This is a genomic window from Streptomyces sp. NPDC024555 (genome assembly GCF_055559335.1).
In genome coordinates this window covers 44,749-70,161 of the sequence record NZ_JBVHKV010000007.1, presented here as the reverse complement: position 1 = coordinate 70,161, position 25,413 = coordinate 44,749, and the positions used below count along the sequence as shown (strand labels likewise).

21 protein-coding genes are annotated in these 25,413 nt (G+C 70.9%); 14 read left to right on the top strand and 7 right to left on the bottom strand.

The window, feature by feature from the left end; genetic code table 11:
* Positions 1 to 27: 27 nt before the first annotated feature.
* The gene (locus ACZ4FH_RS13730; protein ID WP_385112660.1) at positions 28 to 471 is read right to left on the bottom strand and encodes an SRPBCC family protein; all 444 of its coding nucleotides are present in this window, start codon (positions 469 to 471) and stop codon (positions 28 to 30) included.
* Between the two features lie 149 nt (positions 472 to 620).
* Here ACZ4FH_RS13730 and ACZ4FH_RS13725 point away from each other — a divergent pair, with 149 nt between their 5' ends.
* Complete coding sequence (locus ACZ4FH_RS13725; RefSeq protein ID WP_467304550.1) at positions 621 to 1,673, top strand: Rv2578c family radical SAM protein; 1,053 nt, start codon at positions 621 to 623, stop codon at positions 1,671 to 1,673.
* A gap of 180 nt (positions 1,674 to 1,853) precedes the next feature.
* Positions 1,854 to 3,422, top strand: a complete 1,569-nt coding sequence (locus tag ACZ4FH_RS13720) for an alpha/beta hydrolase (protein ID WP_467304548.1) — start codon at positions 1,854 to 1,856, stop codon at positions 3,420 to 3,422.
* 49 nt (positions 3,423 to 3,471) lie between these two features.
* Here ACZ4FH_RS13720 and ACZ4FH_RS13715 read toward each other — a convergent pair whose 3' ends face one another.
* On the bottom strand, positions 3,472 to 4,044 hold the full coding sequence (locus ACZ4FH_RS13715; RefSeq protein WP_467304546.1) for an adenylosuccinate lyase: 573 nt from the start codon (positions 4,042 to 4,044) through the stop codon (positions 3,472 to 3,474).
* Between the two features lie 355 nt (positions 4,045 to 4,399).
* Here ACZ4FH_RS13715 and ACZ4FH_RS13710 point away from each other — a divergent pair, with 355 nt between their 5' ends.
* The 10 genes from ACZ4FH_RS13710 (at position 4,400) to pssA (ending at position 16,023) form a co-directional block, all read left to right on the top strand.
* Positions 4,400 to 6,181 carry a 3-hydroxyacyl-CoA dehydrogenase family protein gene (locus ACZ4FH_RS13710; RefSeq protein WP_467304545.1) on the top strand — a complete coding sequence of 594 codons (1,782 nt, stop codon included), beginning with the start codon at positions 4,400 to 4,402 and terminating at the stop codon, positions 6,179 to 6,181.
* Between the two features lie 91 nt (positions 6,182 to 6,272).
* The gene (locus ACZ4FH_RS13705) at positions 6,273 to 7,085 is read left to right on the top strand and encodes a TetR family transcriptional regulator (RefSeq protein WP_383638891.1); all 813 of its coding nucleotides are present in this window, start codon (positions 6,273 to 6,275) and stop codon (positions 7,083 to 7,085) included.
* A gap of 57 nt (positions 7,086 to 7,142) precedes the next feature.
* On the top strand, positions 7,143 to 7,946 hold the full coding sequence (locus tag ACZ4FH_RS13700) for a GNAT family N-acetyltransferase (protein ID WP_467304912.1): 804 nt from the start codon (positions 7,143 to 7,145) through the stop codon (positions 7,944 to 7,946).
* A 358-nt stretch (positions 7,947 to 8,304) separates the two neighbouring features.
* Entirely contained in the window at positions 8,305 to 9,642 is a 1,338-nt protein-coding gene (gene ccrA, locus ACZ4FH_RS13695; protein ID WP_467304543.1) for a crotonyl-CoA carboxylase/reductase, read from the top strand.
* Between the two features lies 1 nt (position 9,643).
* The gene (locus tag ACZ4FH_RS13690) at positions 9,644 to 11,656 is read left to right on the top strand and encodes a protein meaA (protein WP_467304541.1); all 2,013 of its coding nucleotides are present in this window, start codon (positions 9,644 to 9,646) and stop codon (positions 11,654 to 11,656) included.
* The gene (locus tag ACZ4FH_RS13685) at positions 11,653 to 12,615 is read left to right on the top strand and encodes an HpcH/HpaI aldolase/citrate lyase family protein (RefSeq protein WP_467304539.1); all 963 of its coding nucleotides are present in this window, start codon (positions 11,653 to 11,655) and stop codon (positions 12,613 to 12,615) included. Before ACZ4FH_RS13690 ends, ACZ4FH_RS13685 begins: the two co-directional genes overlap by 4 nt.
* Before the next feature lie 2 nt (positions 12,616 to 12,617).
* Complete coding sequence (locus tag ACZ4FH_RS13680; RefSeq protein ID WP_467304537.1) at positions 12,618 to 13,145, top strand: MaoC family dehydratase; 528 nt, start codon at positions 12,618 to 12,620, stop codon at positions 13,143 to 13,145.
* Positions 13,146 to 13,147: 2 nt separating this feature from the next.
* Positions 13,148 to 14,353 carry an acyl-CoA dehydrogenase family protein gene (locus ACZ4FH_RS13675; RefSeq protein WP_383638910.1) on the top strand — a complete coding sequence of 402 codons (1,206 nt, stop codon included), beginning with the start codon at positions 13,148 to 13,150 and terminating at the stop codon, positions 14,351 to 14,353.
* Positions 14,354 to 14,534: 181 nt separating this feature from the next.
* Positions 14,535 to 15,182, top strand: coding sequence for a phosphatidylserine decarboxylase (locus ACZ4FH_RS13670; RefSeq protein WP_467304535.1), 648 nt, complete (start codon positions 14,535 to 14,537; stop codon positions 15,180 to 15,182).
* Positions 15,169 to 16,023 (top strand): CDP-diacylglycerol--serine O-phosphatidyltransferase, encoded by an 855-nt coding sequence (gene pssA / locus ACZ4FH_RS13665; protein ID WP_467304534.1) that lies wholly within the window; start codon positions 15,169 to 15,171, stop codon positions 16,021 to 16,023. The genes ACZ4FH_RS13670 and pssA overlap by 14 nt, the downstream gene beginning before the upstream one ends.
* Positions 16,024 to 16,094: 71 nt before the next feature.
* Here the strand turns inward: pssA and ACZ4FH_RS13660 are convergent, their stop codons facing one another.
* The 5 genes from ACZ4FH_RS13660 to ACZ4FH_RS13640 form a co-directional block, all read right to left on the bottom strand.
* Positions 16,095 to 17,135 (bottom strand): LacI family DNA-binding transcriptional regulator, encoded by a 1,041-nt coding sequence (locus ACZ4FH_RS13660; protein WP_467304532.1) that lies wholly within the window; start codon positions 17,133 to 17,135, stop codon positions 16,095 to 16,097.
* A 25-nt stretch (positions 17,136 to 17,160) separates the two neighbouring features.
* Positions 17,161 to 18,861 (bottom strand): glycoside hydrolase family 43 protein, encoded by a 1,701-nt coding sequence (locus ACZ4FH_RS13655; RefSeq protein WP_467304531.1) that lies wholly within the window; start codon positions 18,859 to 18,861, stop codon positions 17,161 to 17,163.
* Between the two features lie 43 nt (positions 18,862 to 18,904).
* Positions 18,905 to 19,816 (bottom strand): carbohydrate ABC transporter permease, encoded by a 912-nt coding sequence (locus ACZ4FH_RS13650; protein ID WP_467304529.1) that lies wholly within the window; start codon positions 19,814 to 19,816, stop codon positions 18,905 to 18,907.
* 20 nt (positions 19,817 to 19,836) lie between these two features.
* Positions 19,837 to 20,787, bottom strand: a complete 951-nt coding sequence (locus ACZ4FH_RS13645) for a carbohydrate ABC transporter permease (RefSeq protein WP_467304528.1) — start codon at positions 20,785 to 20,787, stop codon at positions 19,837 to 19,839.
* An 84-nt stretch (positions 20,788 to 20,871) separates the two neighbouring features.
* Complete coding sequence (locus ACZ4FH_RS13640; RefSeq protein WP_467304526.1) at positions 20,872 to 22,152, bottom strand: extracellular solute-binding protein; 1,281 nt, start codon at positions 22,150 to 22,152, stop codon at positions 20,872 to 20,874.
* A 313-nt stretch (positions 22,153 to 22,465) separates the two neighbouring features.
* Between ACZ4FH_RS13640 and ACZ4FH_RS13635 the strand changes: the two genes are divergently transcribed.
* Together ACZ4FH_RS13635 and ACZ4FH_RS13630 are read left to right on the top strand one after the other, a co-directional pair.
* Positions 22,466 to 24,109 (top strand): glycoside hydrolase family 26 protein, encoded by a 1,644-nt coding sequence (locus tag ACZ4FH_RS13635; protein ID WP_467304525.1) that lies wholly within the window; start codon positions 22,466 to 22,468, stop codon positions 24,107 to 24,109.
* 74 nt (positions 24,110 to 24,183) lie between these two features.
* The gene (locus ACZ4FH_RS13630; protein ID WP_467304523.1) at positions 24,184 to 25,410 is read left to right on the top strand and encodes a glycoside hydrolase family 26 protein; all 1,227 of its coding nucleotides are present in this window, start codon (positions 24,184 to 24,186) and stop codon (positions 25,408 to 25,410) included.
* Positions 25,411 to 25,413: the final 3 nt, after the last annotated feature.

The following is a 25,413-nucleotide window of genomic DNA, read 5'->3' as shown; positions in this document are numbered from 1 at the left end:
GGTGAGGCCGCGGAGCGGGTCCGGGGACTACTTCTCGACCTCGGCGGCGAGATTGGCGAGGAGTTCGTCGTAGATGCGCCCAAGTCCCTTGGGGGCGAAGGTCTTCTCGAAGAATCCGCCGATGCCGCCGGCCCCGTTCCAGACGGTGGAGACGACGGCCTTGGAGCGGCCCTCACCGGCCGGGGTGACGGTCCAGGTGGTGACCATCGAGGAGTTGCGGTCCTTCTCGACGAGCTGCCCGTCGCTCGGCTCGCTGACCTCCAGCAGGCAGTCGCGCACCCGCTTGCTGGTGGCCTGGAGCTTCCAGTGCACCAGGGTGCCCTCGCCGTCTCCGCCCTCGCGCACCTCGTACTCGCTGAAGTGGCCGGGCAGCACCTTGCCGCGCACGTCCTTGTAGTCGGCCAGCGCGTCGAACACCGCCTCCGCGTCCGCCGCGATGATCCGCTCCGTCGTGGCCTCGACCTGCGCCATGCCTGCTCCTCCAGCACTCGGTTGTTCCGGGTGCTGCTGAGCCAACCACCTCGGCCGCCGGGCTCAAAATCCGGTCCGGGACGAAGGGGAGAAAACGATCAAGGGAACAAGTGTTCTATTCTCGGGTCAGTGCTACCGAGGAGGCGTCCATGCGCTGGGACCATCTGGCCGAGAACAACGACGGCGAGCCCGCGACCGGTGCGGGTGCGCTCTTCGCCGCCGACGCGGTGACCACCAGGACCTTCGACACCCCGGAGTTCAGGGGGATCACCTTCCACGAGGTCCGGGCCCGTTCGATCGTGAACCGGGTGCCCGGGGCCTCGCGGATGCCGTTCGAATGGACGGTGAACCCGTACCGGGGCTGCTCGCACGCCTGCGTCTACTGCTTCGCCCGCAAGACCCACAGCTATCTCGACCTCGACACCGGGCTCGGCTTCGACTCGCAGATCGTCGTCAAGGTCAACGCGCCCGAACTGGTCCGCCGCGAGATCGCCTCGCCGCGCTGGCACGGGGCGCACGTCGCGATGGGCACCAATGTCGACTGCTACCAGCGGGCGGAGGGCCGCTACCGGCTGATGCCCGGCATCCTGGCCGCCCTGCGCGACCACGCCAACCCGTTCTCGATCCTCACCAAGGGCACGCTGATCCTGCGCGACCTGGAGCTGCTGCGGCAGGCCGCCGAGGTCACCGAGGTCGGGGTCTCGGTCTCGGTGGGCTTCACCGACCCGGAGCTGTGGCGCACGGTGGAGCCCGGCACCCCCGCCCCCGAGCGCCGCCTCGACGTCGTCCGGACGCTCGGCGAGCACGGCATCGGCTGCGGGGTGCTGATGGCCCCGGTGATCCCCTACCTCGGCGACCGCCCGGAGCAGCTGCGCGAGACCGTCCGCGCGATCGCCGCCGCCGGGGCCACCTCGGTCACCCCGCTCGTCCTGCATCTGCGGCCGGGCGCCCGGGAGTGGTTCATGGAGTGGCTGGGCCGGCACCACCCGGGGCTGGTGGGACGGTACGAACGGCTGTACGCGGACGGGGCGTACGCCCCCACCTGGTACCAGCGCCGCATCACCCGGCTCGTCCATGAACTCGCCGCCGAGTACGGCATCGGCCCCTCCCACCGGGGCACGCCCCGGGCGCTCCCCCGGCGCGGGGCCCCGGGTTCCGGGCCGGCCGGCGCTCCGGGCCCGACCCAGCTCACGCTCCTCTGACCGGAGCCGCCGTCCCGGCGCATGTACCGGCGCATGCGCGGGCAAACGGGTCATCTCTCACCGGAACAGGTCCTTCCGACCCCGAATGCGGGGAGCATGCGGCCGGGGCTGCGTCGCGCGCAGCCGTGCTCCCCGTCACGGAAGGCCCTTATGACGAACCGTTCAGGAACCCGCCCAGGAATGCTCCTCGCCGTCGGGGCGACGGTCGCCGGTCTGGTGACCGCCGCCCCGGCCACGGCGAGCGCCGGCTCCGGCGACCGCGCCGCGCTCAAGTGGACCGACTGCGGCACCGCGTCCACCCCGACGCTCCAGTGCGCCACGGTGCGCTCCCCGCTCGACCACGACGATCCCACGGGCCGCACGGTCACCCTCGCGCTGACCCGGGTGCCGCACACCGCGAAGACCTTCCAGGGCCCGCTGCTGGTCAATCCGGGCGGGCCGGGCGGCAGCGGTCTGTCGATGGCGGGCTTCGTCGCCTCCGCGCTGCCCGAGGCGGTGGCCGCGCAGTACGACGTGATCGGCTTCGACCCGCGGGGCGTCGGCCGGAGCCGGCCCGCCCTGGACTGCGTGCCCCGGTACTTCGACCCGGTGCGCCCCGACCCGGTGCCGCACTCCCTCCTGGACGAGCGGGTCAACCGCAACCGCGCCCGCGACTTCGCCGCCACCTGCGGGAAGAAGTACCCGGACCTGCTCCCGTACATGGACACCGTGAGCGCGGCCAAGGACCTCGATGTGATCCGGCGCGCGACCGGCGCCCGGCAGCTGAACTACTTCGGCTACTCCTACGGCACCTATCTCGGCGCGGTCTACGCCAAGCTGTTCCCGGAGCGGGTGCGGCGGCTGGTCCTCGACTCCAACGTGGACCCGGACGGGGTCTGGTACGACGACAACCTGGAGCAGGACTACGCGTTCGACGCCCGGCACAAGGCGTTCGCCGCCTGGGTCGCGACGCACGACGACGCCTACGGGCTCGGCACCGACCCGGCCGGGGTCGAGCGGGCCTGGTACCGGATGCGGGACGCGGTCGCGAAGCACCCGGCGGGCGGGAAGGTCGGACCGGGCGAGCTGGACGACACCTTCCTGCCCGGCGGCTACTACAACGGCTACTGGCCCACGCTGGCCACCGCGTTCGCCGCCTATGTGCACGACAAGGACGAGAAGGCCCTGGTCAAGGCGTTCGAGCGGTTCGGCGCGGTCGACGCCGAGGGCGACAACGGATACGCGGTCTACACGGCCGTGCAGTGCCGGGACGCCCGGTGGCCGCGCGACTGGAACGTCTGGCGCAACGACACCGTCCGGATCCACGCCAAGGCACCGTTCATGGCCTGGGGCAACACCTGGTACAACGCCCCGTGCGCCGACTGGCCGGTGGAGCCGCTGAACCCGGTCCGGGTCTCCAACCGCTCGCTGCCCCCGGCCCTCCTCTTCCAGGCGACGGACGACGCGGCCACCCCGTACGAGGGCGGTGTCACCCTGCACCGCAAGCTCAAGGGCTCCAGCCTCGTCGTCGAACAGGGCGGCGGCAACCACGGCATCACGCTCAGCGGCAACGACTGCCTGGACCGCTATCTGACGGACTACCTGGCCACGGGCACGGTGCCCCGGGGCAGGGCCGGCGACGCCGACGCGGTCTGCGCGAAGACGCCCGACCCGAAGCCCGCGAGCGCCAAGTCGGCGCGGCCCGCGGCACGTTCGGAGGAGAGCGGACGGGGGAGCGTCCTGCACGGACTGCTCGGCTTCCGGCGCTGAGACGGCACGGGACCTTCCGGTGAAGGGGGGCGGGGCGACCCGCCCCCCTTCACCGTGCCGGGAGCCGGCCGAGCGCGGCCGTGGCGGCGGAGCCCAGCCGCGGATGGGGCAGGGCCGCCTCCAGGACCGGGCGGGCCCGGACGTCGCCCAGCTCGCCCAGGCCCTCGACGCAGGCCAGGGCCACCCGCCAGTGGGGCTCGTCGGGGGCCAGCAGCCGGGAGAGCGTGGCCATCAGGGCGGGGGCGGACTCGGGGGCGCGCAGCGCGGTGAGCAGGCGGACCGGGTGCAGGGCGTAGGCGGTGCGCAGGGAGTTGGTGGCGAGCGCGGCGGCCGCGCGGGGGGTGCGGGGGTCGCCGAGGCGGGCCAGGGCGTGGGCGGCGGCGACGCAGCGTTCCGGATCGCGGTGGTTGAGCAGCAGCACCAGGGTCTCGAAGGCGCGGCGGTCGCCGCCGCAGCCCAGCCGGAACGCCGCGATCTCGCGGGCCCAGAGCGGGCGTTCGCGCTCGACGAGGACCAGGGCCAGCTCCTCGTCGTCCTCGGTGGCCAGCAGCCGGTGGTAGGCCGCCGACTCCCCCGCCTCGTCCGCCAGTCGGTGCGCCAGTGAGCGGAACTCCTCATCCATGACGCTCAGCGTATCGCCGGGCACGCAGGGTGCCGACGGGGGCGGCGTCTGTGAGGGGGGCCACAGAAGAGAGGGGCTGGCGCGCTCATTACCCGTCGGTTAATCTCATGTGAGCGGGACACACTCCCCGCTTGCTCCGGTGGCCTGGTGACGCAGCCGTCCGGAGTGTTGGTCGGTTCGGCAGTTTTGCGAGACGTGACTCCGGGACAGGGTCCGTCGCCCTCGCGGGTCGTGTGCGCCGTGTGCGTACGGGCCCGAGCACCACGACAGGTATTTCCCGCGCGCCGGTCGGGCTCCGCGCCCCCTCTCATCGGCCCCGCGTCCCCCAGTCGTCACTCATCCCTGGAGTCCCGTGATGGACACCCCCTTCAGCACCATTGCCGTCGTCGGCCTCGGCACGATGGGCACCGGCATCGCCGAGGTCCTGACCTGCGCCGGCCACGAGGTCATCGGCATCGACGTCAGCGAGGAGGCGGCCCGGCAGGCCGTCGCCTCCCTGGAGGCCGCCACCGCCCGTGCCGTGCGGCGCGAGCGGATCACCGAGCGGGAACGGCGCGACGCCCTCGCCCGGTTCCGCACCTTCTCCGATCTCCAGGCCGCCGCGGACGCGGAGCTGGTGATCGAGGTCGTGCCGGAGAACTACGAGCTCAAGCAGCAGGTCTTCCGGGAGCTGGACGCGGTCGTCGCCCCGGCCACGATCCTGGCCACCGGCACCAACGCCCTGTCCGTGACCCGGCTGGCGGCCGAGTCGCAGCACCCCGAGCGCGTCCTCGGGCTGCACTTCTTCAACCCGGCCCCGGCGATGAAGCTGGTCGAGGTGGTCTCCTCGGTGCTGACCGCGCCGCCCGCCGTCGAGGCCGTCACGGCGCTCGCCCGGCAGCTCGGCAAGGAGCCCGTCGCGGTCGGCGACCGTCCCGGCTTCGTCGCCGACGGGCTGCTCTTCGGCTACCTCAACCAGGCCGCCGCCATGTACGAGGCGAACTACGCCTCGCGCGAGGACATCGACGCCGCGATGAAGCTCGGCTGCGGTCTTCCGATGGGGCCGCTCGCCCTGCTGGACCTGATCGGCATCGACACGGCGCGCACGGTGCTGGAGGCGATGTACTCCTCCTCGCACGACCGGCTGCACGCCCCCGCCCCCGTCCTCGGCCAGCTCAGCGAGGCCGGACTGACCGGCCGCAAGGCGGGCCGCGGCTTCTACACCTACGCGGAGCCGGGCAGCCCGGACGTGGTGCCGGACGCGCTCACCCCGGCGCCGGACCGCGCGGCGGACGCCGGCCGCACGGTGCGCTCGGTGGGCGTCGCGGGCTCCGGGACGATGGCCTCGGGCATCGCGGAGGTCTTCGCCAAGGCCGGATACGACGTGGTGCTGGCCGCGCGCGGCCAGGAGAAGGCGGACACCGCCAAGGCCCGCATCGCGAAGTCCCTGGAGCGTTCGGTCGCCAAGGGCCGGCTGACGGCCGAGGCGCGGGACGAGACGCTGGCCCGTATCGTCCCGGCGGGCTCGCTGGACGCCTTCGCCGAGGTCGACCTGGCCGTGGAGGCGGTCGCCGAGGACCTGGCGGTCAAGCGGCAGCTCTTCGCCGCGCTGGACAAGGTGTGCCGGCCGGGCGCGGTGCTCGCCACCACCACCTCCTCGCTGCCCGTCGTCTCGATCGCCCGCGCCACCACGCGGCCCGAGGACGTCATCGGGATGCACTTCTTCAACCCGGCCCCGGCGATGAAGCTGGTCGAGGTCGTCCGCACGGTGCTCACCGCCGACGACGTCCACGCCACGGTCCGCGAGGTCTGCGCGAAGGTCCGCAAGCACCCGGTGGACTGCGGGGACCGGGCCGGGTTCATCGTGAACGCACTGCTCTTCCCGTATCTGAACAACGCCGTCAAGATGGTCGAGGAGCACTACGCCAGCCTCGACGACATCGACGCCGCGATGAAGCTGGGCGGCGGCTACCCGATGGGTCCCTTCGAACTGCTGGACGTCGTCGGTCTCGATGTCTCGCTCGCCATCGAGAAGGTGCTGCACGGCGAGTTCCGCGATCCGGGCCTGGCGCCCGCCCCGCTCCTGGAGCATCTGGTGGCCGCGGGCTGCCTCGGCCGCAAGACGGGCCGCGGCTTCCGCGAATATGCCCGGCGCTGACCCCGGGGCCGGCTGGGGCGGGCTGCTCGGACCCCCGGGCGGCCCGCCCCCGCAGGCGCGCTCCCCGGGACCGATGCAGTACGTTCACACCATGTCCCAGCCCGCCAGGTCCCCCCGTGTGTCCGCCGCGCCCGACGTCCCGGAGAGTGCCGCGGGCACCCGCGCCGCCGCCCAACGGCTCAAAATGCGCCGCGAACTGGCCGCCGCGGCCATGGAGCTCTTCGCCACGAAGGGGTACGAGGCGACCACCGTCGACGAGATCGCGGGCGCGGCGGGCGTCGCCCGGCGGACCTTCTTCCGGCACTTCCGCTCCAAGGAAGAGGCGATCTTCCCGGACCACGACGACACCCTCGTACGGGCCGAGGCCGTCCTCAACGCCGCACCCGCGCACGAGCATCCGCTCGACACGGTCTGCCGCGGCATCAAGGAAGTCATGCGGATGTACGCGGCGAAGCCGGCCGTCTCGGTGGCCCGCTACAAGCTGACCCGCGAGGTGCCCACCCTGCGCCAGGCCGAGATCGCCTCGGTGGCCCGCTACGAGCGGCTGTTCACCCGCTATCTCCTGGGCCATTTCGACGAGCGCGACCACCAGGCCGGCAACGACGATCCGCTGCTGGCCGAGGTCGCCGCCTCCGCCGTGGTCACCGCGCACAACCATGTGCTGCGCCGCTGGCTGCGCGCCGACGGCCGGGGCGATGTGGAGGCCCAGCTCGACCAGGCCTTCGCCATCGTCCGGGACACCTTCGGCACGGGGATCGGCGCCGGCCGGAAGGCCGCGGCCGAGCCCGTCAGGCCGGCCGCCTCGGTGAGCACGGAGGGCGAGGTCCTGGTGGCCGTGGCCCGGACCGACGCCCCGCTGGACGAAGTGATGCGCACCATCCAGCAGGCCCTCGGGGAGCGCTGAGCGGGCCGAAACCCGATTGCCGGGGCCGCCGCGCGGTGCTGGGGTGGGCGGATGGACATGCGACCCGCCGCCGGTGCGGCCGACCTGCTCGCCGTCTTCGACCGCGCGATGCGTGAGCACGCCCGCCCCGACGGCCCCGGGGTCCGCGTGGAGCGCACCGCCGACGTCGTACGCCAGGTCGGCTCCGCCGACGACTGGAACGGGGTCGTCTGGTCGGCGCCGGACCTGGACGCGGCCCGCGCCGACGCGGCGATCGCCGCGCAGGTGGCGCACTGCGCGGCGCACGGGTACGACTCCTTCGAGTGGAAGCTGTACGCGCACGACCGGCCGGCCGATCTGGGCGACCGGCTGCGGGCGGCCGGTTTCGTGCCGGAGGAGCCCGAGACGCTGCTCGTGGCGCCGGTCGCGGAACTGGCGACGGACGCCACGCTCCCCGACGGCGTCCGGCTGCTCACGGTGCGCGACGAGGCCGGTGCCGCGCTGATGTCGCGCGTCCACGAGCGGGCCTTCGGCGACGACGGGGAGCGGCTGCGGCGGCAGCTCGTGGCCCGGCTCCGCGAGGATCCGGAGCACATCGTGGCGGTGGTGGCCCTGGCGGACGGGGAGCCGGTCTCCTCGGCCCGGATGGAGCTGTACCCGGGCACCGGCTTCGCCGGGCTGTGGGGCGGGGGAACGGTCGAGGAGTGGCGCGGCCGGGGCCTCTACCGGGCGCTGGTGGCCTTCCGCGCCCGGATCGCCGCCGCGCGCGGCTTCCGGTATCTCCAGGTCGACGCCACCGAGAACAGCCGGCCCATTCTCCAGCGCCTCGGCTTCACGGCCCTGGGCACGACGACCCCGTACGTCTACCGTCCCTCCGCCTGACCACCCGTAACGGGGCATATCGCATCAGACCGACCCTCCTGTTGCTCATGCGTGGCAGGCGAATGACAATTGAGGGAAATTCCTGGCACGCAGTGCCTTGTCAGCTGTCACGGAGTGCCATACGTTGAAGGCGTCCGGGCGGCCGGCGCAGCGAGACCTCGCGTACGCCGGCTGTCCCCGCGGGCCAGGTGCCCGTGCGCCCGGACGCCTGCGTCACAGGCGAGCCCTTCCGCTCCACAGAGCGACCCAGCCGAGCACCACCCGCCGAACCGACGGCACACCTCCACGCCCCACCACTCCCCCTGCCCAGCAGGTCCCTCAAGCGTTCCGTCGAACGCCGCACCGCCGGAGGCACACCGTGAAGGAAATCCTGGACGCGATCCAGTCCGAGGACAGCACCGCCGCAGATTTCGCGGCCCTGTCCGTTCCCGAGTCGTACCGCGCGGTGACCGTGCACAAGGACGAGGCGGACATGTTCGCCGGCCTCGAATCCCGCGACAAGGACCCGCGCACCTCCCTCCACCTCGACGAGGTGCCGGTCCCCGAACTCGGCCCCGGCGAGGCCCTGGTCGCCGTCATGGCCAGTTCGGTGAACTACAACTCCGTCTGGACCTCGATCTTCGAGCCGGTCTCCACCTTCGGCTTCCTGGAGCGGTACGGACGGCTCAGCGAGCTCACCAAGCGCCACGACCTGCCCTACCACGTCATCGGCTCCGACCTGGCGGGCGTCGTCCTGCGCACCGGCCCCGGCGTCAACGCCTGGAAGCCCGGTGACGAGGTCGTCGCGCACTGCCTCTCCGTCGAGCTGGAGTCCTCCGACGGTCACAACGACACGATGCTCGACCCCGAGCAGCGCATCTGGGGCTTCGAGACCAACTTCGGCGGTCTGGCAGAGCTCGCACTCGTGAAGTCCAACCAGCTGATGCCGAAGCCCGACCACCTGAGCTGGGAGGAGGCGGCGGCACCGGGCCTGGTCAACTCCACCGCGTACCGCCAGCTCGTCTCCCGCAACGGCGCCGGGATGAAGCAGGGCGACAACGTCCTCATCTGGGGCGCCAGCGGCGGACTCGGCTCCTACGCCACGCAGTTCGCGCTGGCCGGCGGCGCCAACCCGATCTGTGTGGTCTCCAGCCCGGAGAAGGCGGACATCTGCCGCGCCATGGGCGCCGAGGCGATCATCGACCGCAACGCCGAGGGCTACCGGTTCTGGAAGGACGAGCACGAGCAGGACCCGCGCGAGTGGAAGCGCTTCGGCAAGCGCATCCGCGAACTGACCGGCGGCGAGGACGTGGACATCGTCTTCGAGCACCCGGGCCGCGAGACCTTCGGCGCCAGCGTCTACGTCACCCGCAAGGGCGGCACGATCGTCACCTGCGCCTCCACCTCCGGCTACCACCACGAGTACGACAACCGCTACCTGTGGATGTCGCTGAAGCGGATCATCGGCTCGCACTTCGCCAACTACCGCGAGGCGTGGGAGGCCAACCGCCTCGTCGCCAAGGGGAAGATCCACCCGACGCTGTCGAAGGTCTACTCCCTGGAGGACACCGGCCAGGCCGCGTACGACGTGCACCGCAACCTCCACCAGGGCAAGGTCGGCATCCTGGCGCTGGCCCCGCAGGAGGGCATGGGCGTGCGCGACGCGGAGATGCGGGCGCGGCACATCGACGCCATCAACCGATTCAGGAACGTCTGACATGGCCGGCCGCCAGAAGGACCGCCCCTGGCTCATGCGGACGTACGCCGGCCACTCCACCGCCGAGGCGTCCAACGAGCTGTACCGGCGCAACCTCGCCAAGGGCCAGACGGGTCTGTCGGTCGCCTTCGACCTGCCGACCCAGACCGGCTACGACCCCGACCACGTCCTCGCGCGCGGCGAGGTCGGCCGGGTCGGGGTGCCCGTCTCGCACCTCGGCGACATGCGCCGGCTGTTCCAGGACATCCCCCTGGAGCAGATGAACACCTCGATGACGATCAACGCCACCGCCATGTGGCTGCTGGCGCTCTACCAGGTCGTCGCCGAGGAGCAGGGCGCCGACCCCGCGAAGCTCCAGGGCACCACCCAGAACGACATCGTCAAGGAGTACCTCTCGCGCGGGACGCACGTCTTCCCGCCGGGCCCCTCCCTCCGGCTGACCACCGACATGATCACGTACGCGGTCGGCCGGATCCCCAAGTGGAACCCGATCAACATCTGCAGCTACCACCTCCAGGAGGCGGGGGCGACCCCGGTCCAGGAGATCGCGTACGCCCTGTCGACGGCGGTCGCCGTGCTCGACGCGGTCCGCGACTCCGGCCAGGTGCCGGAGGAGAAGTTCGGCGATGTGGTCGCCCGGATCTCGTTCTTCGTGAACGCGGGCGTCCGCTTCATCGAGGAGATGTGCAAGATGCGGGCCTTCGGCCGCCTCTGGGACCGCATCACCCGGGAGCGCTACGGCATCACCGACCCCAAGCAGCGCCGGTTCCGCTACGGCGTCCAGGTCAACTCGCTCGGACTGACCGAGGCGCAGCCGGAGAACAACGTCCAGCGCATCGTCCTGGAGATGCTGGCCGTCACCCTCTCCAAGGACGCCCGCGCCCGCGCGGTGCAGCTGCCCGCCTGGAACGAGGCGCTGGGCCTGCCCCGGCCCTGGGACCAGCAGTGGTCGCTGCGCATCCAGCAGGTGCTGGCCCACGAGAGCGATCTGCTGGAGTACGAGGACATCTTCGCCGGTTCGCACGTCGTCGAGGCCAAGGTCGACGAGCTGGTCGGCGACGCGCTGGCCGAGATGGACCGGATCGAGCAGATGGGCGGCGCGATGGCGGCCGTCGAGTCCGGCTACCTCAAGTCGGAGCTGGTCTCCTCGCACGCCGAGCGGCGGGCCCGGATCGAGGCGGGCGAGGAGAAGATCGTCGGCGTCAACGTCTACGGGACGACCGAGCCCAGTCCGCTCACCGCCGACCTCGACGGGGCGATCATGACCGTCGACCCGGCGAACGAGGCCAAGGTCGTCACCGCGCTCCACGCATGGCGCGACAACCGCGACGAGCCCCGGGCCACCGAGGCGCTGGCCGCGCTGAAGAAGGACGCGGCGGGCACCGGGAACCTGATGGAGGCCACCCTGGAGTGCGCCCGCGCGGGCGTCACCACCGGTGAGTGGTCCTGGGCGCTGCGCGATGTCTTCGGCGAGTTCCGGGCGCCGACCGGGGTGTCCTCGGCCCCGGTCGCGGTGCCGGCCGAGGCGGGCTCCCCGCTGGCGCTGGTCCGCGAGAAGGTGGCCAGGACCGCCGAGGAGCTGGGCGCGGGCCGGCTGAGGCTCCTCGTGGGCAAGCCGGGCCTGGACGGGCACTCCAACGGCGCCGAGCAGATCGCCGTACGCGCCCGCGACGCCGGCTTCGAGGTCGTCTACCAGGGCATCCGCCTCACCCCCGAACAGATCGTCTCGGCCGCCGTGGCCGAGGACGTGCACTGCGTCGGTCTGTCGATCCTGTCCGGTTCGCACGCCGAGCTGGTGCCGGACGTACTGACCCGGCTGCGCCGCACCGGGGCGGGCGACATCCCGGTGATCGCGGGCGGGATCATTCCGCCCGCCGACGCCGAGGCCCTGATGGGCGCCGGTGTCGCCGCCGTGTTCACCCCGAAGGACTTCGGTATCACGGAGATCATCGGCCGTATCGTCGACGAGATCCGGAAAGCGAACAAGCTCGACCCTCTGGAGGTCCCCGCATGACTGCCGTCAACCGACTGCGCCCCCGCCGCTCGTGCCTGGCCGTGCCCGGCTCGAACCCGCGGTTCCTGGAGAAGGCCCAGGGCCTCCCCGCCGACCAGGTCTTCCTGGACCTGGAGGACGCCTGCGCCCCGCTCGTCAAGGAGAGCGCCCGCCACCACATCGTGGACGCGCTGAACAACGGCGACTGGACGGGCAAGACCCGGGTGGTGCGGGTCAACGACTGGACGACCCACTGGACGTACCGCGATGTGATCACGGTCGTCGAGGGCGCGGGCCCGAACCTCGACTGCATCATGCTGCCGAAGGTCCAGGACGCCCAGCAGGTCGTGGCGCTGGACCTGCTGCTGACCCAGATCGAGAAGACGATGGGCTTCGAGGCCGGGCGGATCGGCATCGAGGCGCAGATCGAGAACGCCAAGGGCCTCGTCAACATCGACGACATCGCCGCCGCGTCCCCGCGCCTGGAGACGCTGATCTTCGGCCCGGCCGACTTCATGGCGTCGATCAACATGAAGACCCTGGTCGTCGGCCAGCAGCCGCCCGGCTACCCGGCGGACGCGTACCACTACATCCTCATGCGCATCCTGATGGCGGCCCGCGCCCACGACCTCCAGGCGATCGACGGCCCCTTCCTCCAGATCCGCGACGTGGACGCCTACCGCGAGGTGGCCGGCCGTGCCGCGGCGCTCGGCTTCGACGGCAAGTGGGTGCTGCACCCCGGCCAGGTCGACGCGGCCAACGAGGTCTTCTCGCCCTCGCAGGAGGACTACGACCACGCCGAGATGATCCTCGACGCCTACGACTGGTGCACCTCCGAGGAGGGCGGCAAGAAGGGCTCCGCGATGCTCGGCGACGAGATGATCGACGAGGCCAGCCGCAAGATGGCCCTGGTGGTGGCGGGCAAGGGACGCGCGGCCGGGATGCAGCGCACCTCGAAGTTCGAAGCGCCGGAGGCCTGATCATGCAGTTCGGACGCACCTACGAGGAGTTCGAGGTCGGCGCGGTCTACAAGCACTGGCCCGGCAAGACGGTCACCGAGTACGACGACCACCTCTTCTGCCTGCTGACCATGAACCATCACCCGCTGCACATGGACAGCAACTACGCGGAGCGGACGACCGACTTCGGCAAGAACGTCGTCGTCGGCAACTACATCTACTCGCTACTGCTCGGGATGTCGGTCCCCGACGTCTCCGGCAAGGCCATCGCCAATCTGGAGGTCGAGTCGCTGAAGCACGTGGCGCCGACCTTCCACGGCGACACGATCTACGGCGAGACGACGGTGCTCGACAAGACCCCGTCCAGGTCGAAGAACGACCGCGGCATCGTCCACGTGGAGACCAGGGGATACAAGCAGGACGGCACGCTGGTCTGCGTGTTCCGCCGCAAGGTCATGGTCCCCACCGCGACGTACATCAAGGAGCGGGGCGGCGAGCAGCCCGGCCGCCCGGAGCTGAACCAGCCCTCGCAGAAGAACGTGGAGAAGTAGCCATGACGCGACTCGCCCAGACGGCCGGGCTCACCGAGGTCCAGCGGGAGATCCTCTCCACGGTCCGGGATTTCGTCGACAAGGAGATCATTCCGGTCGCGACGGCGCTGGAGCACCGCGACGAGTACCCCACGGAGATCGTCGAGGGGCTCAAGGAGCTCGGACTGTTCGGCCTGATGATTCCCGAGGAGTACGGAGGCCTGGGCGAGTCGCTCCTCACCTACGCGCTCTGCGTGGAGGAGATCGCCCGCGGCTGGATGAGCGTCTCCGGGATCATCAACACGCACTTCATCGTGGCGTACATGCTCAAGCAGCACGGCACCCAGGAGCAGAAGGACACCTTCCTGCCGCGGATGGCGCTGGGCGAGGTCCGCGGGGCCTTCTCGATGTCGGAGCCGGCGCTGGGCTCCGACGTGTCGGCGATCAGCTCCAAGGGCGTCAGGGACGGCGAGGAGTACGTCCTCAACGGCCAGAAGATGTGGCTGACGAACGGCGGCACCTCCTCGCTCGTGGCGGTGCTGTGCCGCAGTGACGAAGGCCACCCCGAGGGGACGGCCCCGCACAAGTCGATGACGACCTTCCTGGTGGAGAAGGAACCGGGCTTCGGCGAGGTCCGGCCAGGCCTCACCATCCCCGGGAAGATCGACAAGATGGGGTACAAGGGCGTCGACACCACCGAGCTGGTGATGGACGGACTGCGCATTCCGGCCAATCGCGTCCTGGGCGGGGTCACCGGCCGAGGGTTTTACCAAATGATGGACGGCGTCGAGGTGGGACGGGTGAATGTCGCCGCCCGTGGCTGCGGTGTCGCGCAGCGTGCGTTCGAACTGGGCGTTTCCTACGCGCAGCAGCGGCAGACCTTCGGAAAGCCGATCGCCCAGCACCAGGCGATCCAGTTCAAGCTGGCCGAAATGGCCACCAAGGTCGAAGCGGCCCATGCCATGATGGTGAACGCGGCACGCAAAAAGGACTCCGGGGAGCGAAACGACCTGGAGGCAGGGATGGCGAAGTACCTCGCCTCCGAATACTGCAAGGAAGTCGTCGAGGACGCCTTCCGTATCCACGGCGGCTACGGCTTCTCCAAGGAGTACGAGATCGAGCGCCTCTACCGGGAGGCACCGATGCTGCTGATCGGTGAAGGTACCGCCGAGATCCAGAAAATGATCATCGGGCGCCGACTCCTTGAGGAGTACCGTTTCCAGGGGTGATCATCCCTTTTGAGGTGATTTAGCCGCGAAGAACATCACACCCTGTCACCCTCATCCGGTGCCTTCCAGACGTCCGACTCGGCTGCTGGCTTGCCCAGTTGCTGCCCGCAACCGATAACATCGCCGGAAAAGCCGCCGTCCCCCATTGCCAACGCGGCCTCATCCGCTACGAAGGTCAACCATGCCCGACAGCCATTCCTCCGCATCCCGCGGCGGGGTCCGCCTTGCACGCGGAGCTTCGCCGTGGCTCCTGCCGACCGTCGCCACCGCCGCACTCAGCCTGTCCCGGGCCCGCAGGTCCGGACGCTGGGCGGCGGTGGCCGTGCCCACCACCGCGCTCGCGGCGGGCATGCTGTGGTTCTTCCGCGACCCCGAGCGCGAGATCACCCAGGGGCGCGTCATCTCGCCGGCCGACGGTGTGGTGCAGAGCATCATGCCGTGGAAGGACGGGCGCACCCGCGTCGCGATCTTCATGAGCCCGCTGAACGTCCATGTGAACCGCGCCCCCCTGGCCGGCACCGTGACGTCCGTCGAGCACGTGCCCGGCGGCTTCGTCCCGGCGTTCAACAAGGAGAGCGAGAACAACGAGCGCGTTGTCTGGCACTTCGACACCGAGCTGGGCGACATCGAGATGGTGCAGATCGCGGGCGCAGTGGCCCGTCGCATCGTCCCGTACATCCCGCAGGGCACCAAGGTGGAGCAGGGCGAGCGCATCGGCCTGATCCGCTTCGGGTCCCGGGTGGACATCTACCTTCCGGAAGGTGTCGATGTCGCGGTCGAGGTCGGCCAGGCCACCACCGCGGGGGTGACTCGAATTGACCGTGATTGATCCGGACACACAGACCGGCTGGGTCCCGGAGGCCGAGGACGAGGACGACGCCGAGGACATGCCGCTCTCGATGCGGCTGTCGATAGCGGACACCCTCACGCTCGGTAACGCCACGTGCGGATTCATGGCGGTGTACTTCACCACCACCGGGATCCTCATTCCGCACCTCACGGGCAGCGACGAGAGCGGGATGGCGCGGCACTCCGCGGCCACCGCCGTGATCCTCATGCTCATGGCGGCCGTCTTCGACCTCTTCGACGGACTCGTGGCGCGCAAGCTGCGGTCCTCGCCGATGGGGGCCGAGCTGGACAACCTCTCGGACCTGATCAGCTTCGGGCTCGCCCCGGCGTACTTCGTCCTCGTGTACGGCATGGTCGCGGACGACGCACACCAGCGGGTCTCGGCGCTCGCGGCGATCGTGGTGCTGCTGGCCGTGGTGCTCAGACTCGCGCGGTTCTCCTGCGTGACCATGAAGGACGGCATGTTCCAGGGCATGCCGAGCCCCTTCGGAGCGCTCACGGTCATCTCGATCGTGCTCCTGGAGCTGCCCTTCGTCCCGACGCTGCTGGCGATCGTCGGCGTGGCGTGGCTGATGGTCAGCCGGGTCGAGTACCCGAAGCCGCGGGGCGTCCTCGCGGTGGCGATGCTCGGCTGGATCGTGGCCGCGATGGGGCTGCTGGCGGCCTGGGCGTTCGACGCCCCCGGCGGTCAGCTCCTGCTCCAGACCGGCTGTGCGCTCCAGGTGGTCCTCGGCGCGGTCATCCCGCTCTTCGCGACCGCCCGCCGGGTGAACACCTTCCGCGACAACCGTCGCGAGGCCCGCGCGGCGCAGCTGCCGTAGCGGACCGAAGAGACGACACGAGGGCCCGGATGCCGGTGAGGCATCCGGGCCCTCGTGCGTGTGCCGGCGGATCAGCCGGTCCGGGGGGCGGCGGTGGAGCCGCGCACCTCCAGGCGGGTCGAGAGCTCCACGCGCAGAGTGTCGACCTGTTCGCCGTCGATGATCCGCAGCAGGGTGGTGGCCGCCATGGCGGCCATGTCCAGCAGGGGCTGGCGCACGGTCGTCAGGGCGGGGTGGGTCCAGCGCGCCACGGGCAGGTCGTCGAAGCCGACCACGCTCAGGTCGGCCGGGATCTCCAGCCCCCGGGCCCGCAGCACCTCGAACGCCCCGAGCGCCTGGAGGTCGCTGGCCGCGAAGACCGCGGTGGGCGGTTCCTCGCCGCGTTCGGCGACCCCGTCCAGCAGCCGTGCCGTCTCCAGCCGGCCGGAGCGGTCGTTGAACTCGCCGTGGGAGACCCAGCCGTCCGGTACGGGCAGCTCGGCGCGTTCCATGGCGGCCCGGAAGCCGTCGGCGCGGGCCCTGCTGCACAGCAGCTGCCGGGGTCCGGCGAGGTGCGCGATCCTGGTGTGGCCGAGCTCGATCAGGTGCTCGGTGGCGCTGACGGCGCCCGCCCAGTTGGTGGCGCCGACGGTGGGGACCAGCGCGTCGACGCTGCCCACCGGGTCCACGAGCACGAAGGGGATGTCCATCGCGCTGAGCCGTCTGCGCTGCTGCGACGTGAGGTCGGAGACGACCAGGATGGCCCCGCTGCTGCGGCGCGCGGCCAGCTGGTCCAGCCACTCCCGGGTGTCGGCGCTGCGTCCGTGGACGGCCGAGAGCACCATGCTGGCGCCCGCCTCGGCCAGGACCTCGTCGACGCCCCGGATGATCTCGACGGACCAGAGGCTGTCGAGTTCGTTGAGGACCAGGTCGACGACGCTGCCGCGGCGGCGGGCGGGTCGGCGCTCGTAGCCGAGGTCGTCCATCACGGACTCCACGCGCTCCTTGGTCTCGGCCGAGACGTCGGAGCGGTCGTTGAGCACCTTGGACACCGTGGAGACGGAGACACCGGCCACCGAGGCGATCGTGTTCAGGGTGACCCTGCCGGGGGTGCCGGTGGTCTCCGTCGTCATCCTTGCCGTCCGTTTCTGCGTGTGGTCACTGGGGTGCCGCTCCGGGAAGGGTATCGGCCCGGTAGTCGGCCCAGTCGAAGTCCGCGGGTGCCCCCGCCCCCGTGAGGTCCTGGGCGCAGAGTCCGAGGAAGGCCCCGGTAAAGCCCCAGGTGCGGAAGTGGCCGGTGTCCGGGTCGCCCTGGGTGGCGCTCTCGTCGGAGAGCGGGGTGGTGTCCAGCTCGGGCCCGTACGGCCGCCAGGCGCCCTGCCCCTGCTGCCGTACGGAGAACAGGGCCCGGTCCCCCCGGACGGCCAGCCGCAGTTCCAGGGGGCCGTCCGCGACGGGCAGCGGGGCGCCGGGTTCGCGGTAGACCCCGTGGCCGCAGACGCCGAGGCGGACGACGCGGCCGAGCGTCTCGTCCCAGGTGAGGTGGAGGTAGTGCCAGAGCGTGGAGTTGTAGTAGTGGACCAGTCCGGCCATCTGGAGGGGGGAGGCGGGCTCGGCGCTGAGGACGGTGGTGAAGGTGACGTCCCGTGCCTGCTGGCGGCGTGCGACCAGGGACTGGTGGTGGGTGGAGCCGAGCGACTGGGCGCCGCGCAGCCGGAGATGGCCGGGGCGGGCGGTGAGGCTCAGCCAGTCCGGGTCCGGGTGGCGGCGCAGGGTGGACCAGACGGGGCCGAGGGCCGGTGCGTCGAAGTCGTCGCGGGCGGGTGTCGCCGGGACGGGGGCCGGGGGGAGCGCGGGGCCGGGCACGGTGGTGCGCGGCGCGGCGGGGTCCTCGCCGGGTGCGGGGGCCAGCCTTGGCCAGCCGCCGGGCGTCCAGTCGATGCGCTGGATCGCGGTCTCCCGGCCCAGGACGCACGCGCCGCGCGGGCTGAGCGGCCGGGCCACGAGGTGGGCGAGGAACCACTCCCCCGCGGGCGTGGCGACCAGACTGCCGTGCCCGGCCTTCTGCAGGGGGTGGTCCGGGTGGCCGGCGGAGGTGAGCAGGGGTCCGGCCGGGTCGGCCGTGTACGGGCCCTCCGGGCGGCGGGCGCGGGCGACGGTGACGGCGTGGTTCCAGCCGGTGCCGCCCTCGGCGGTGACCAGGTAGTACCAGCCGTCGCGGTGGTAGAGGTGGGGGCCCTCGGTGTGGGCGAGTCCGGTGCCGGTGAAGATCCGGTGGACCGGGCCGGTCACCCGGCGGGCCTCGCGGTCCCATTCCTGGAGCAGGATGCCGCCGAAGGGATGGCGGCCGGGGCGGTGGTCCCACTCCATCCACAGCGCCCAGCTGCGTCCGTCGCCGCCGGGCCCGTCGTCGTGGAAGAGCGAGGGGTCGAAGCCGTGCGAGGGGAACGGCACGGGGTCGGACCAGGGGCCCTGGGGCGTGGGGGCGGTGACGACCTGGTTGCGTACGTCCTTGAACGCGCCGGAGAGATTGGTGACGTCGCTGTAGACGAGGTGGAACTGCCCGTCGGTGTACGAGAGGCAGGGCGCCCAGACCCCGCCGGAGTCGGGCCGGCCGCTCAGTTCGACCAGCCGGTCCCGGTCCAGCACCCCGCCGAGGGACCGCCAGTGCACGAGGTCGCGGGAGTGGTGGAGCGTGACGCCGGGGAGCCATTCGAAGGTGGAGGTGGCGATGTAGTAGTCGCCGCCGACCCGCAGGATCGAGGGGTCGGGGTGGAATCCGGGCAGCACGGGGTTGTCGATGGCCCCGGCGCTGCCGGCGGTGGGGCCGGGTTCGCGGATGCTCGGCGCGGCGGTCATGTGGCTCCTGATGACGTGGATGCGGAGGGGGAGGCGGCGCCGGTCAGCCCTTGACGGCGCCGGCCATCACTCCCGAGACGATGCGGCGGGCCAGGACGGTGAAGACGACCAGCACCGGGAGGACGGACACCACGACGCCCGCGAGCATGAGCGTGTAGTCGGTGTAGTAGCCGGCGGCGAGCTGGTTGAGCGCGATCTGCACGGTGCCGTTCTCCGGGGGCAGGGCGATCAGCGGCCAGAAGTAGTCGTTCCAGGCGAACATGAAGGTGAACATGCCGAGCACGGTGGCCGTGGTGCGCACCCCGGGCACCACCACGTGCCAGTAGGTGCGCAGCAGTCCGGCGCCGTCCATGCGGGCGGCCTCGATCAGTTCGCCGGGGATGTTCTCCTCGACGGCCTGGCGCATCCAGAAGACGCCGATGGCGGAGACCAGGGCCGGGACGATGAGCGCGGAGAGCTTCCCGTACAGGCCCATGTCGGTGACGAGCATGTAGAGCGGGATGATGCCGAGCTGGGTCGGGACCATGACGGTGACGACGACGCAGACCAGCAGGAAGCCGCGGCCCGGGAAGCGGAGCTTGGCGAAGGCGAAGCCGGCCAGGGAGGACAGCAGGACGTTGCTGACGGCGGTGGTGGAGGCGACGATCAGCGAGTTGCCGAGGGCCTGCCAGAACGCGGAGAGTTCGAAGACGCGCTGGATGTTCTCGAAGAGGTGGCCGCCGGGGACCAGCGGCGGGGTCGAGCCCGCGAGGACGGAGTTGTCGTCGTGCGAGGCGACGACGAAGCTCCAGTAGAGCGGGAAGACCGAGGCCGCGGTGATCGCGGCGAGCACGGCGTACGCGAGTGCGCCGGGCCGGTCCGGGCGGCGGGGGCCGGTCCGGGGCGGCTTGTGGCGGCGGCCGTGCCCTTCGGCGCGGCGGGGCGCGGGGGCCCGGGTGGGTGTGGTGACGGCCATGGGTTTCTCCTGATACCGGGTCAGCCGCGGTCGGAACGGCGTACGAGCAGGAAGTTGATCGTGGCGACGACCGCGATGACGAGGAAGAGCACCCAGGAGATGGCGGAGGCGTATCCGGCGTCGTTGTTGATGAAGCCGTACTTGTAGAGCATCAGCGTGAGGGTCTGGAACTGGTGCTCGGCGCCGCCCTCGGCGTTGCCCTGCTGGTCGAAGAGGAAGGGTTCGGCGAAGAGCTGGAGGCCGCCGATGGTGGAGATGACCACGGTGAACACGACGGTCGGGCGGATGGCCGGGAGGGTGACCTTGAGGAAGGTGCGCAGCCGCCCCGCTCCGTCGATCTGCGCGGACTCGTACAGTTCCCGGGGCACGGCCTGCATGGCGGCGAGGTAGATGAGCGCGTTGTAGCCGGTCCACCGCCACATGACCATGAAGCTGATCGCGAGGTGCGAGCTCCAGGTGTCGGCGGTCCAGTCGACGGGCGCGCTGATGACGCCGAGTCCTTCGAGGGCCCAGTTGACGATGCCGAAGTCCCGTCCGAAGAGCTGGGAGAAGACGAGTGCGACGGCGACGACGGAGACGTACTGCGGGACGAGGACGAGGGCCCGCCACACGCTGCTGACGCGGAGTCTGCGGTCCAGCAGCCAGGCCAGCGCGATGGCGGCGGCCAGCTGCGGGGCGGTGGAGAGCACGAAGATGCTGAAGGTGTTGAAGGTGGCGGTGTAGAAGTCGGAATCGCCCAGCAGCCGGGTGAAGTTGTCGAGGCCGGTCCAGTCGCCGGGGCCGGCGAGGCGGTCCCAGTCGTGGAGCGAGACCCAGAAGGTCTGGAGCAGCGGGTAGAGCCCGAAGACGCCGAAGACGACGAAGAAGGGGGCGATGAAGAGGTAGGGGAGCAGATGCCGCTCCGGCCGCAGCCGGCCGGCTCGGCGTCCGCTCCTTCCGGGGTCGGGTTGGATGCGTGCCTGGAGCGCCATGCGCGTACTCCGTGGGGTGTCGGGATCGGGCGGGAAGGGGAGGGCGCGGCGGTGCCGGGTCGGCGCCGGCACCGCCGTCCGGGGTCAGCGGAGGTTCTTGTCCGCCTCTTCGAGCGCCTTCTTCCACGCCTGGTCCGGGTCGGCCTTGCCCTGCTCGACGAGCTGGAGGGCGTTGCCGAAGGGGATGCGGGCCTGCTGGTCCTTGGTGCCGCGGTAGTTCGGCTTGAGGCTCTTGGCCGAGGACACGAAGATCTCGCCGGTGGGCGCGTCGCTGAAGTAGGACTGCCTGGTGCCCTTGATCTCCGGGTCGTCGAGGACGGTGACGAGGGAGGGCAGCGCGCCGACCGGACCGGTGAAGATCTTCTTCTGGGAGGCGGGCGAGGTCAGGAAGTCGGCCAGGGCGGCGGCCTCCTTCACGTGCTTGCTCTGCTTGGGGACGGTGAGGAAGGAGCCGCCCCAGTTGCCTCCGCCGCCGGGGACGGCCGCGATGTCCCAGGTACCGGCGTCGGCGTCACCGGCCGCGGTCTTGATCTGGCCGGTCATCCAGGCCGGGCAGGTCATGGTGGCCATCCGGCCCTGCTTGATGCCGGCGTTCCACTGCTGGCTGAAGGGCTGGAGGTTGGCCGACTGGTGGGCGGCCGTGGCCTTCGCGGTGGCCTCGAAGAAGGCGTGCACCTCGGGGTTGGACCTGCCGATGTACGTGTCGTCGGCGTCGAAGAACCCGTACTGGGTCTGGTTCATCATCGCGGTGAAGATGTTGCCGGAGCTGTCGAACCAGGCCTTGTCCCTGACCTTCCGGCGGAAGGTCTCGCCGGTGGCGAAGTACGCGTCCCAGGTGGGCCAGAGCTTGCCGACCTCCTCGCGGTCGGTGGGGAGTCCGGCCTTGGCGAACAGGTCCTTGCGGTAGCAGATGGCGAGGCTGCCGACGTCGGTGCCGTAGCCCATCACGAAGTCGGTGCCGCCGAGGGTGCCCTGGTCCCACTTCCAGTCCAGGTACTCGCTCTTCCGCTTGTCCGCGCCGTAGTCGGCGAGGTTGGTGAACTTGTCCTTCACCGCGCGGAACTTGGGGAGGTAGCCCTCCTCGATGGCGACGACGTCGGCCGCGCCGCTGCCCGAGGCGATCTGGGTGGACAGCTGGTTGTGGTGCTGGTCGAACTGGGAGATGCGCTCCTTGACGACGATGCCGGGGTGCGCCTTCTCGTACTCCTTGATGAGCGGCTTGTAGCCGAAGTCGCTGAAGGTGGCGACGGTCAGGGTGATCTTTCCGTCGGCCTCCCCGCTGTCCGCGCCGCAGGCGGACAGGGCGACGAGGGAGACGACGGCGGCGAGCGCTGCGGCGGTTCTGCGGGCACGCGTACGGCCCATAACGGTCCTCCGGGACAGGTGCGGGATGAAGTCGCACCAAGGTCGCCGCGATACGAAACATCTGTCAAGAGTTTCGCGAAAATCTACGGGATAGCTTTTCGCTGGAGCAGATTCTCAATGGAGAAAGCACCGATAACCGGATCAGAACAGCGCAATTCACTCGCGTTGATCTCGACCACTTCGCAAAGTTTCGTGACGGCATGGCGCTGACCTGCACCGGTCAACGAAAATTTCGTACGGCCTTGCTCCGCCCGCCCGGGGGCTCCATCATTCGAGCGCCCAACGGACACCCACTCCCTTCTCCGGAGCCGCCATGAGACACCCGAAGCCCCGCCGACCACTGCTGAGAGCGGTGGGTTCGGGGGCCGTGGCCCTCGCCGCCCTGCTCTCCTTCGCCGGGCTCGGCACCCCCTCCCCCGCATCGGCGGCCACCGCGTCCGCGCCGTCGGGGCGCGGTGTGCCGGCCGACGGCAAGGTCATGCTGGTGATGGGCCAGGACAGCGACACCCTGTCCGCCTACCGCACCGACGTGCTCGCCCGCCAGGAGCTGGGCGCACCGGCCCCGGGCGGGGTCACGCTCTACACCAACCTGGTCCTCGGCGGCTCCCCCGCACCGCTGGCCGGCATGGACGGGCCGGTCAACTGGGGTGCGGGCACCGTGGACTTCGCCCGGACGATGAACGAGTACCCGGGCGCGGCCGTGGCCGTCGGGCTCTATCTCTCCGACGCCACCTCCGGCTGCACCAACCAGCCGCTGCGGGCCCTCATCGGCCGTGACGACGACGACGTCACCGCCGGCAGCCCGAACCTGATCACCCAGTACCGCGCCAAGGTCGACGAGATGATCAACCGGTTCAAGAGCTACGACCGGGACATCCTGCTGCGCATCGGCTACGAGTACGACGGGCCGTGGAACTGCTACAGCGCCGACTTCTACAAGGACGCCTTCCGGTACATCAAGGGCCGCATCGACGCGCTCGGCGCCTCGCGGGTCGCGACGGTCTGGCAGAGCGCCGCCTGGCCGGTGAACACCAGCACCGACCACCCGGAGTGGGGTTACGTCGTCACCGACCCCCAGCACTTCGACAGCTGGTACCCCGGTGACGCCTACGTGGACTGGGTCGGCCTCTCGGCCTTCTACAACTCCCGTTCCGTGCGGACCCAGTGGGGCTGCGGTGCGCACGACACCGATCCGGTGGGCCTGCAGAACCGGGTGCTGGACTTCGCCCGCTCGCACGGCAAGCCCGCGATGGTGGCCGAGGCAGCGCCCCAGGGTGCCCGGACCGGGGCGGGGAGCACCAGCTGCATCTTCACCAACAACCCGGCTCCGGCGAGCGGCCAGGCCATCTGGGACGGCTGGCACGCCGGCTACTTCGACTGGGTGAACGCCAACAAGGACGTCATCCGCGCGGCGGCGTACATCAACACCGACTGGGACTCCCAGACGCAGTGGCAGTGCGCCCCCGGCGCCCAGGCGGGCGGTCCGGGCTGCGCGAACGGCAACTGGGGCGACTCACGGGTGCAGGCGAACGCGACGGTGCTGAACAACTTCGTCGCCGAGATCAAGAAGCCGCTCTGGTCGACCGGTTCGTCCGGCTCCACGGACCCGACCGACCCGACCGATCCCACGGACCCGACCGACCCCACCGACCCGACCGACCCCGGTGACGGCGGGAGCGGTACGGAGCCCGCGTACACGCAGTCCGTGGTGACCGGCCCGGCCACCGCCATCCGCTTCACCCCGAAGAACTTCGAGGCCACCTTCGTCACCGTGCAGTACCGCATCGACGGCGGCGCCCCGCAGAACTACTTCCTCACCCACGACCAGGCGTCCGGCCGCTGGGAACTCCCCGTCACCGTCCCGCACGGTGCCACGCTCACGTACTCCTTCAACTACCAGCCCACGACCCGGACCAGCCAGATCACGACCCCGGTCATGACCTGGACCGCCCCCTGATCCTCCTCCGGGGTGCCGTGCCGGTCCCGCCGCGCACGGCACCCCGACTCCCCCACCCCGCACCGAGGAGACCCATGCCGCACCCCACCCCACGCCTCCGCCGCATCCGGCGCGCCCTCGCCGCCGGGACGGCCGCCGTGCTGCTCCTGCTCTCCGCCCGGACGGCCACCGCCTCCACGACGGACCCGGCCGCGCCCGAACTGCTGCTCGGCCAGTCCAGCCGGGGCGCGCTCGACGACTTCAACTCCTTCGCCCAGGGCGCCGACGGCGGCTCGGTCTACTACGAGCTGCGCAGCGGTGACTGGGTCAACGCCGAACACCGCGCGTTCGCGGAGGAGTTGGCCTCGCAGGGCAAGACCGTGCAGATCGGCGTCAGCTGGAAGGACAACCCGCCCGGCTTCGAGGGCGGCGACGAGAACGCCAAGGCCGCCAGGTCCCGCGCGGTCACCGCCGAGATCGCGGCCGGCGGGCACACGGCACAGCTGGACCGCCTGCTCGCGTTCACCAACTCCCACCCCTCGGCCTCGTTCAAACTGCGGCTCGACTACGAGGTGAGCAGCTTCTACCACTGCACCGACGCCAGTTGCTCCTCGTACAAGAACGCCTTCAACACGCTCGCCGCGTACCTGGACGGGCACTCCACCGCGCACAACCTGTCGTTCGTCTACCACCCGGTGCGCGGTGAGTTCGAGCAGCTGTACCCCGGGGACGCGGCGGTGGACTGGGTCGGGGTCTCGATCTTCGCGCACGAGCTGTGCCTGCCGGTCCACGACCGGGGCTACCTGTACAACGGCACCCCGCCGCAGAACTACGACGTCGGCGCCCAGCAGTGCCGCAACGCGTACATCGGGACCGACCAGAACGGCAACCCGGCGGCCGTCTGGCGGAACTTCGACCATGACGCCAACGTGCTGAAGCTGGTCAAGTTCGCCAAGGACCACGGCAAACCGGTCGTGCTCTCCGAGGCGGGCATGATGAACTTCACCGCCGACAACGGCGCCACCGACGGCATGGAGCAGGTGCAGGGAGACCGCTGGGTGCGGCGGCTGTTCTCACTGATGAACTACCGGGGGCCGATCCCCAACCTGCCGGGCGAGTACGACCTGCGCGGGGTGATCCGCTCGGTCGTCTACATCAACCTGGACTTCCGTTACGGCTGGGACGGCATCGACGACGGCAGCTTCGACTTCGCCCCCGACACCACCTGGTTCGTGGACGGCAGGCTGTCCCGCTACACGGCGGGCAAGGCGTCCTTCTGCCGGGGCCTGGCCGAGAACGGCTTCACCGCGCGGTGCCGCTGACCC

Excerpts from the sequence above, each read along its gene's own strand:
- ACZ4FH_RS13730 (WP_385112660.1), bottom strand. The coding sequence starts at position 471 with ATGGCGCAGGTCGAGGCCACGACGGAGCGGATCATCGCGGCGGACGCG.
- ACZ4FH_RS13725 (WP_467304550.1), top strand. The coding sequence starts at position 621 with ATGCGCTGGGACCATCTGGCCGAGAACAACGACGGCGAGCCCGCGACC.
- ACZ4FH_RS13720 (WP_467304548.1), top strand. The coding sequence starts at position 1,854 with ATGCTCCTCGCCGTCGGGGCGACGGTCGCCGGTCTGGTGACCGCCGCC.
- ACZ4FH_RS13715 (WP_467304546.1), bottom strand. The coding sequence starts at position 4,044 with ATGGATGAGGAGTTCCGCTCACTGGCGCACCGACTGGCGGACGAGGCG.
- ACZ4FH_RS13710 (WP_467304545.1), top strand. The coding sequence starts at position 4,400 with ATGGACACCCCCTTCAGCACCATTGCCGTCGTCGGCCTCGGCACGATG.
- ACZ4FH_RS13705 (WP_383638891.1), top strand. The coding sequence starts at position 6,273 with ATGTCCCAGCCCGCCAGGTCCCCCCGTGTGTCCGCCGCGCCCGACGTC.
- ACZ4FH_RS13700 (WP_467304912.1), top strand. The coding sequence starts at position 7,143 with ATGCGACCCGCCGCCGGTGCGGCCGACCTGCTCGCCGTCTTCGACCGC.
- ACZ4FH_RS13690 (WP_467304541.1), top strand. The coding sequence starts at position 9,644 with ATGGCCGGCCGCCAGAAGGACCGCCCCTGGCTCATGCGGACGTACGCC.
- ACZ4FH_RS13685 (WP_467304539.1), top strand. The coding sequence starts at position 11,653 with ATGACTGCCGTCAACCGACTGCGCCCCCGCCGCTCGTGCCTGGCCGTG.
- ACZ4FH_RS13680 (WP_467304537.1), top strand. The coding sequence starts at position 12,618 with ATGCAGTTCGGACGCACCTACGAGGAGTTCGAGGTCGGCGCGGTCTAC.
- ACZ4FH_RS13675 (WP_383638910.1), top strand. The coding sequence starts at position 13,148 with ATGACGCGACTCGCCCAGACGGCCGGGCTCACCGAGGTCCAGCGGGAG.
- ACZ4FH_RS13670 (WP_467304535.1), top strand. The coding sequence starts at position 14,535 with ATGCCCGACAGCCATTCCTCCGCATCCCGCGGCGGGGTCCGCCTTGCA.
- ACZ4FH_RS13660 (WP_467304532.1), bottom strand. The coding sequence starts at position 17,135 with ATGACGACGGAGACCACCGGCACCCCCGGCAGGGTCACCCTGAACACG.
- ACZ4FH_RS13655 (WP_467304531.1), bottom strand. The coding sequence starts at position 18,861 with ATGACCGCCGCGCCGAGCATCCGCGAACCCGGCCCCACCGCCGGCAGC.
- ACZ4FH_RS13650 (WP_467304529.1), bottom strand. The coding sequence starts at position 19,816 with ATGGCCGTCACCACACCCACCCGGGCCCCCGCGCCCCGCCGCGCCGAA.
- ACZ4FH_RS13645 (WP_467304528.1), bottom strand. The coding sequence starts at position 20,787 with ATGGCGCTCCAGGCACGCATCCAACCCGACCCCGGAAGGAGCGGACGC.
- ACZ4FH_RS13640 (WP_467304526.1), bottom strand. The coding sequence starts at position 22,152 with ATGGGCCGTACGCGTGCCCGCAGAACCGCCGCAGCGCTCGCCGCCGTC.
- ACZ4FH_RS13635 (WP_467304525.1), top strand. The coding sequence starts at position 22,466 with ATGAGACACCCGAAGCCCCGCCGACCACTGCTGAGAGCGGTGGGTTCG.
- ACZ4FH_RS13630 (WP_467304523.1), top strand. The coding sequence starts at position 24,184 with ATGCCGCACCCCACCCCACGCCTCCGCCGCATCCGGCGCGCCCTCGCC.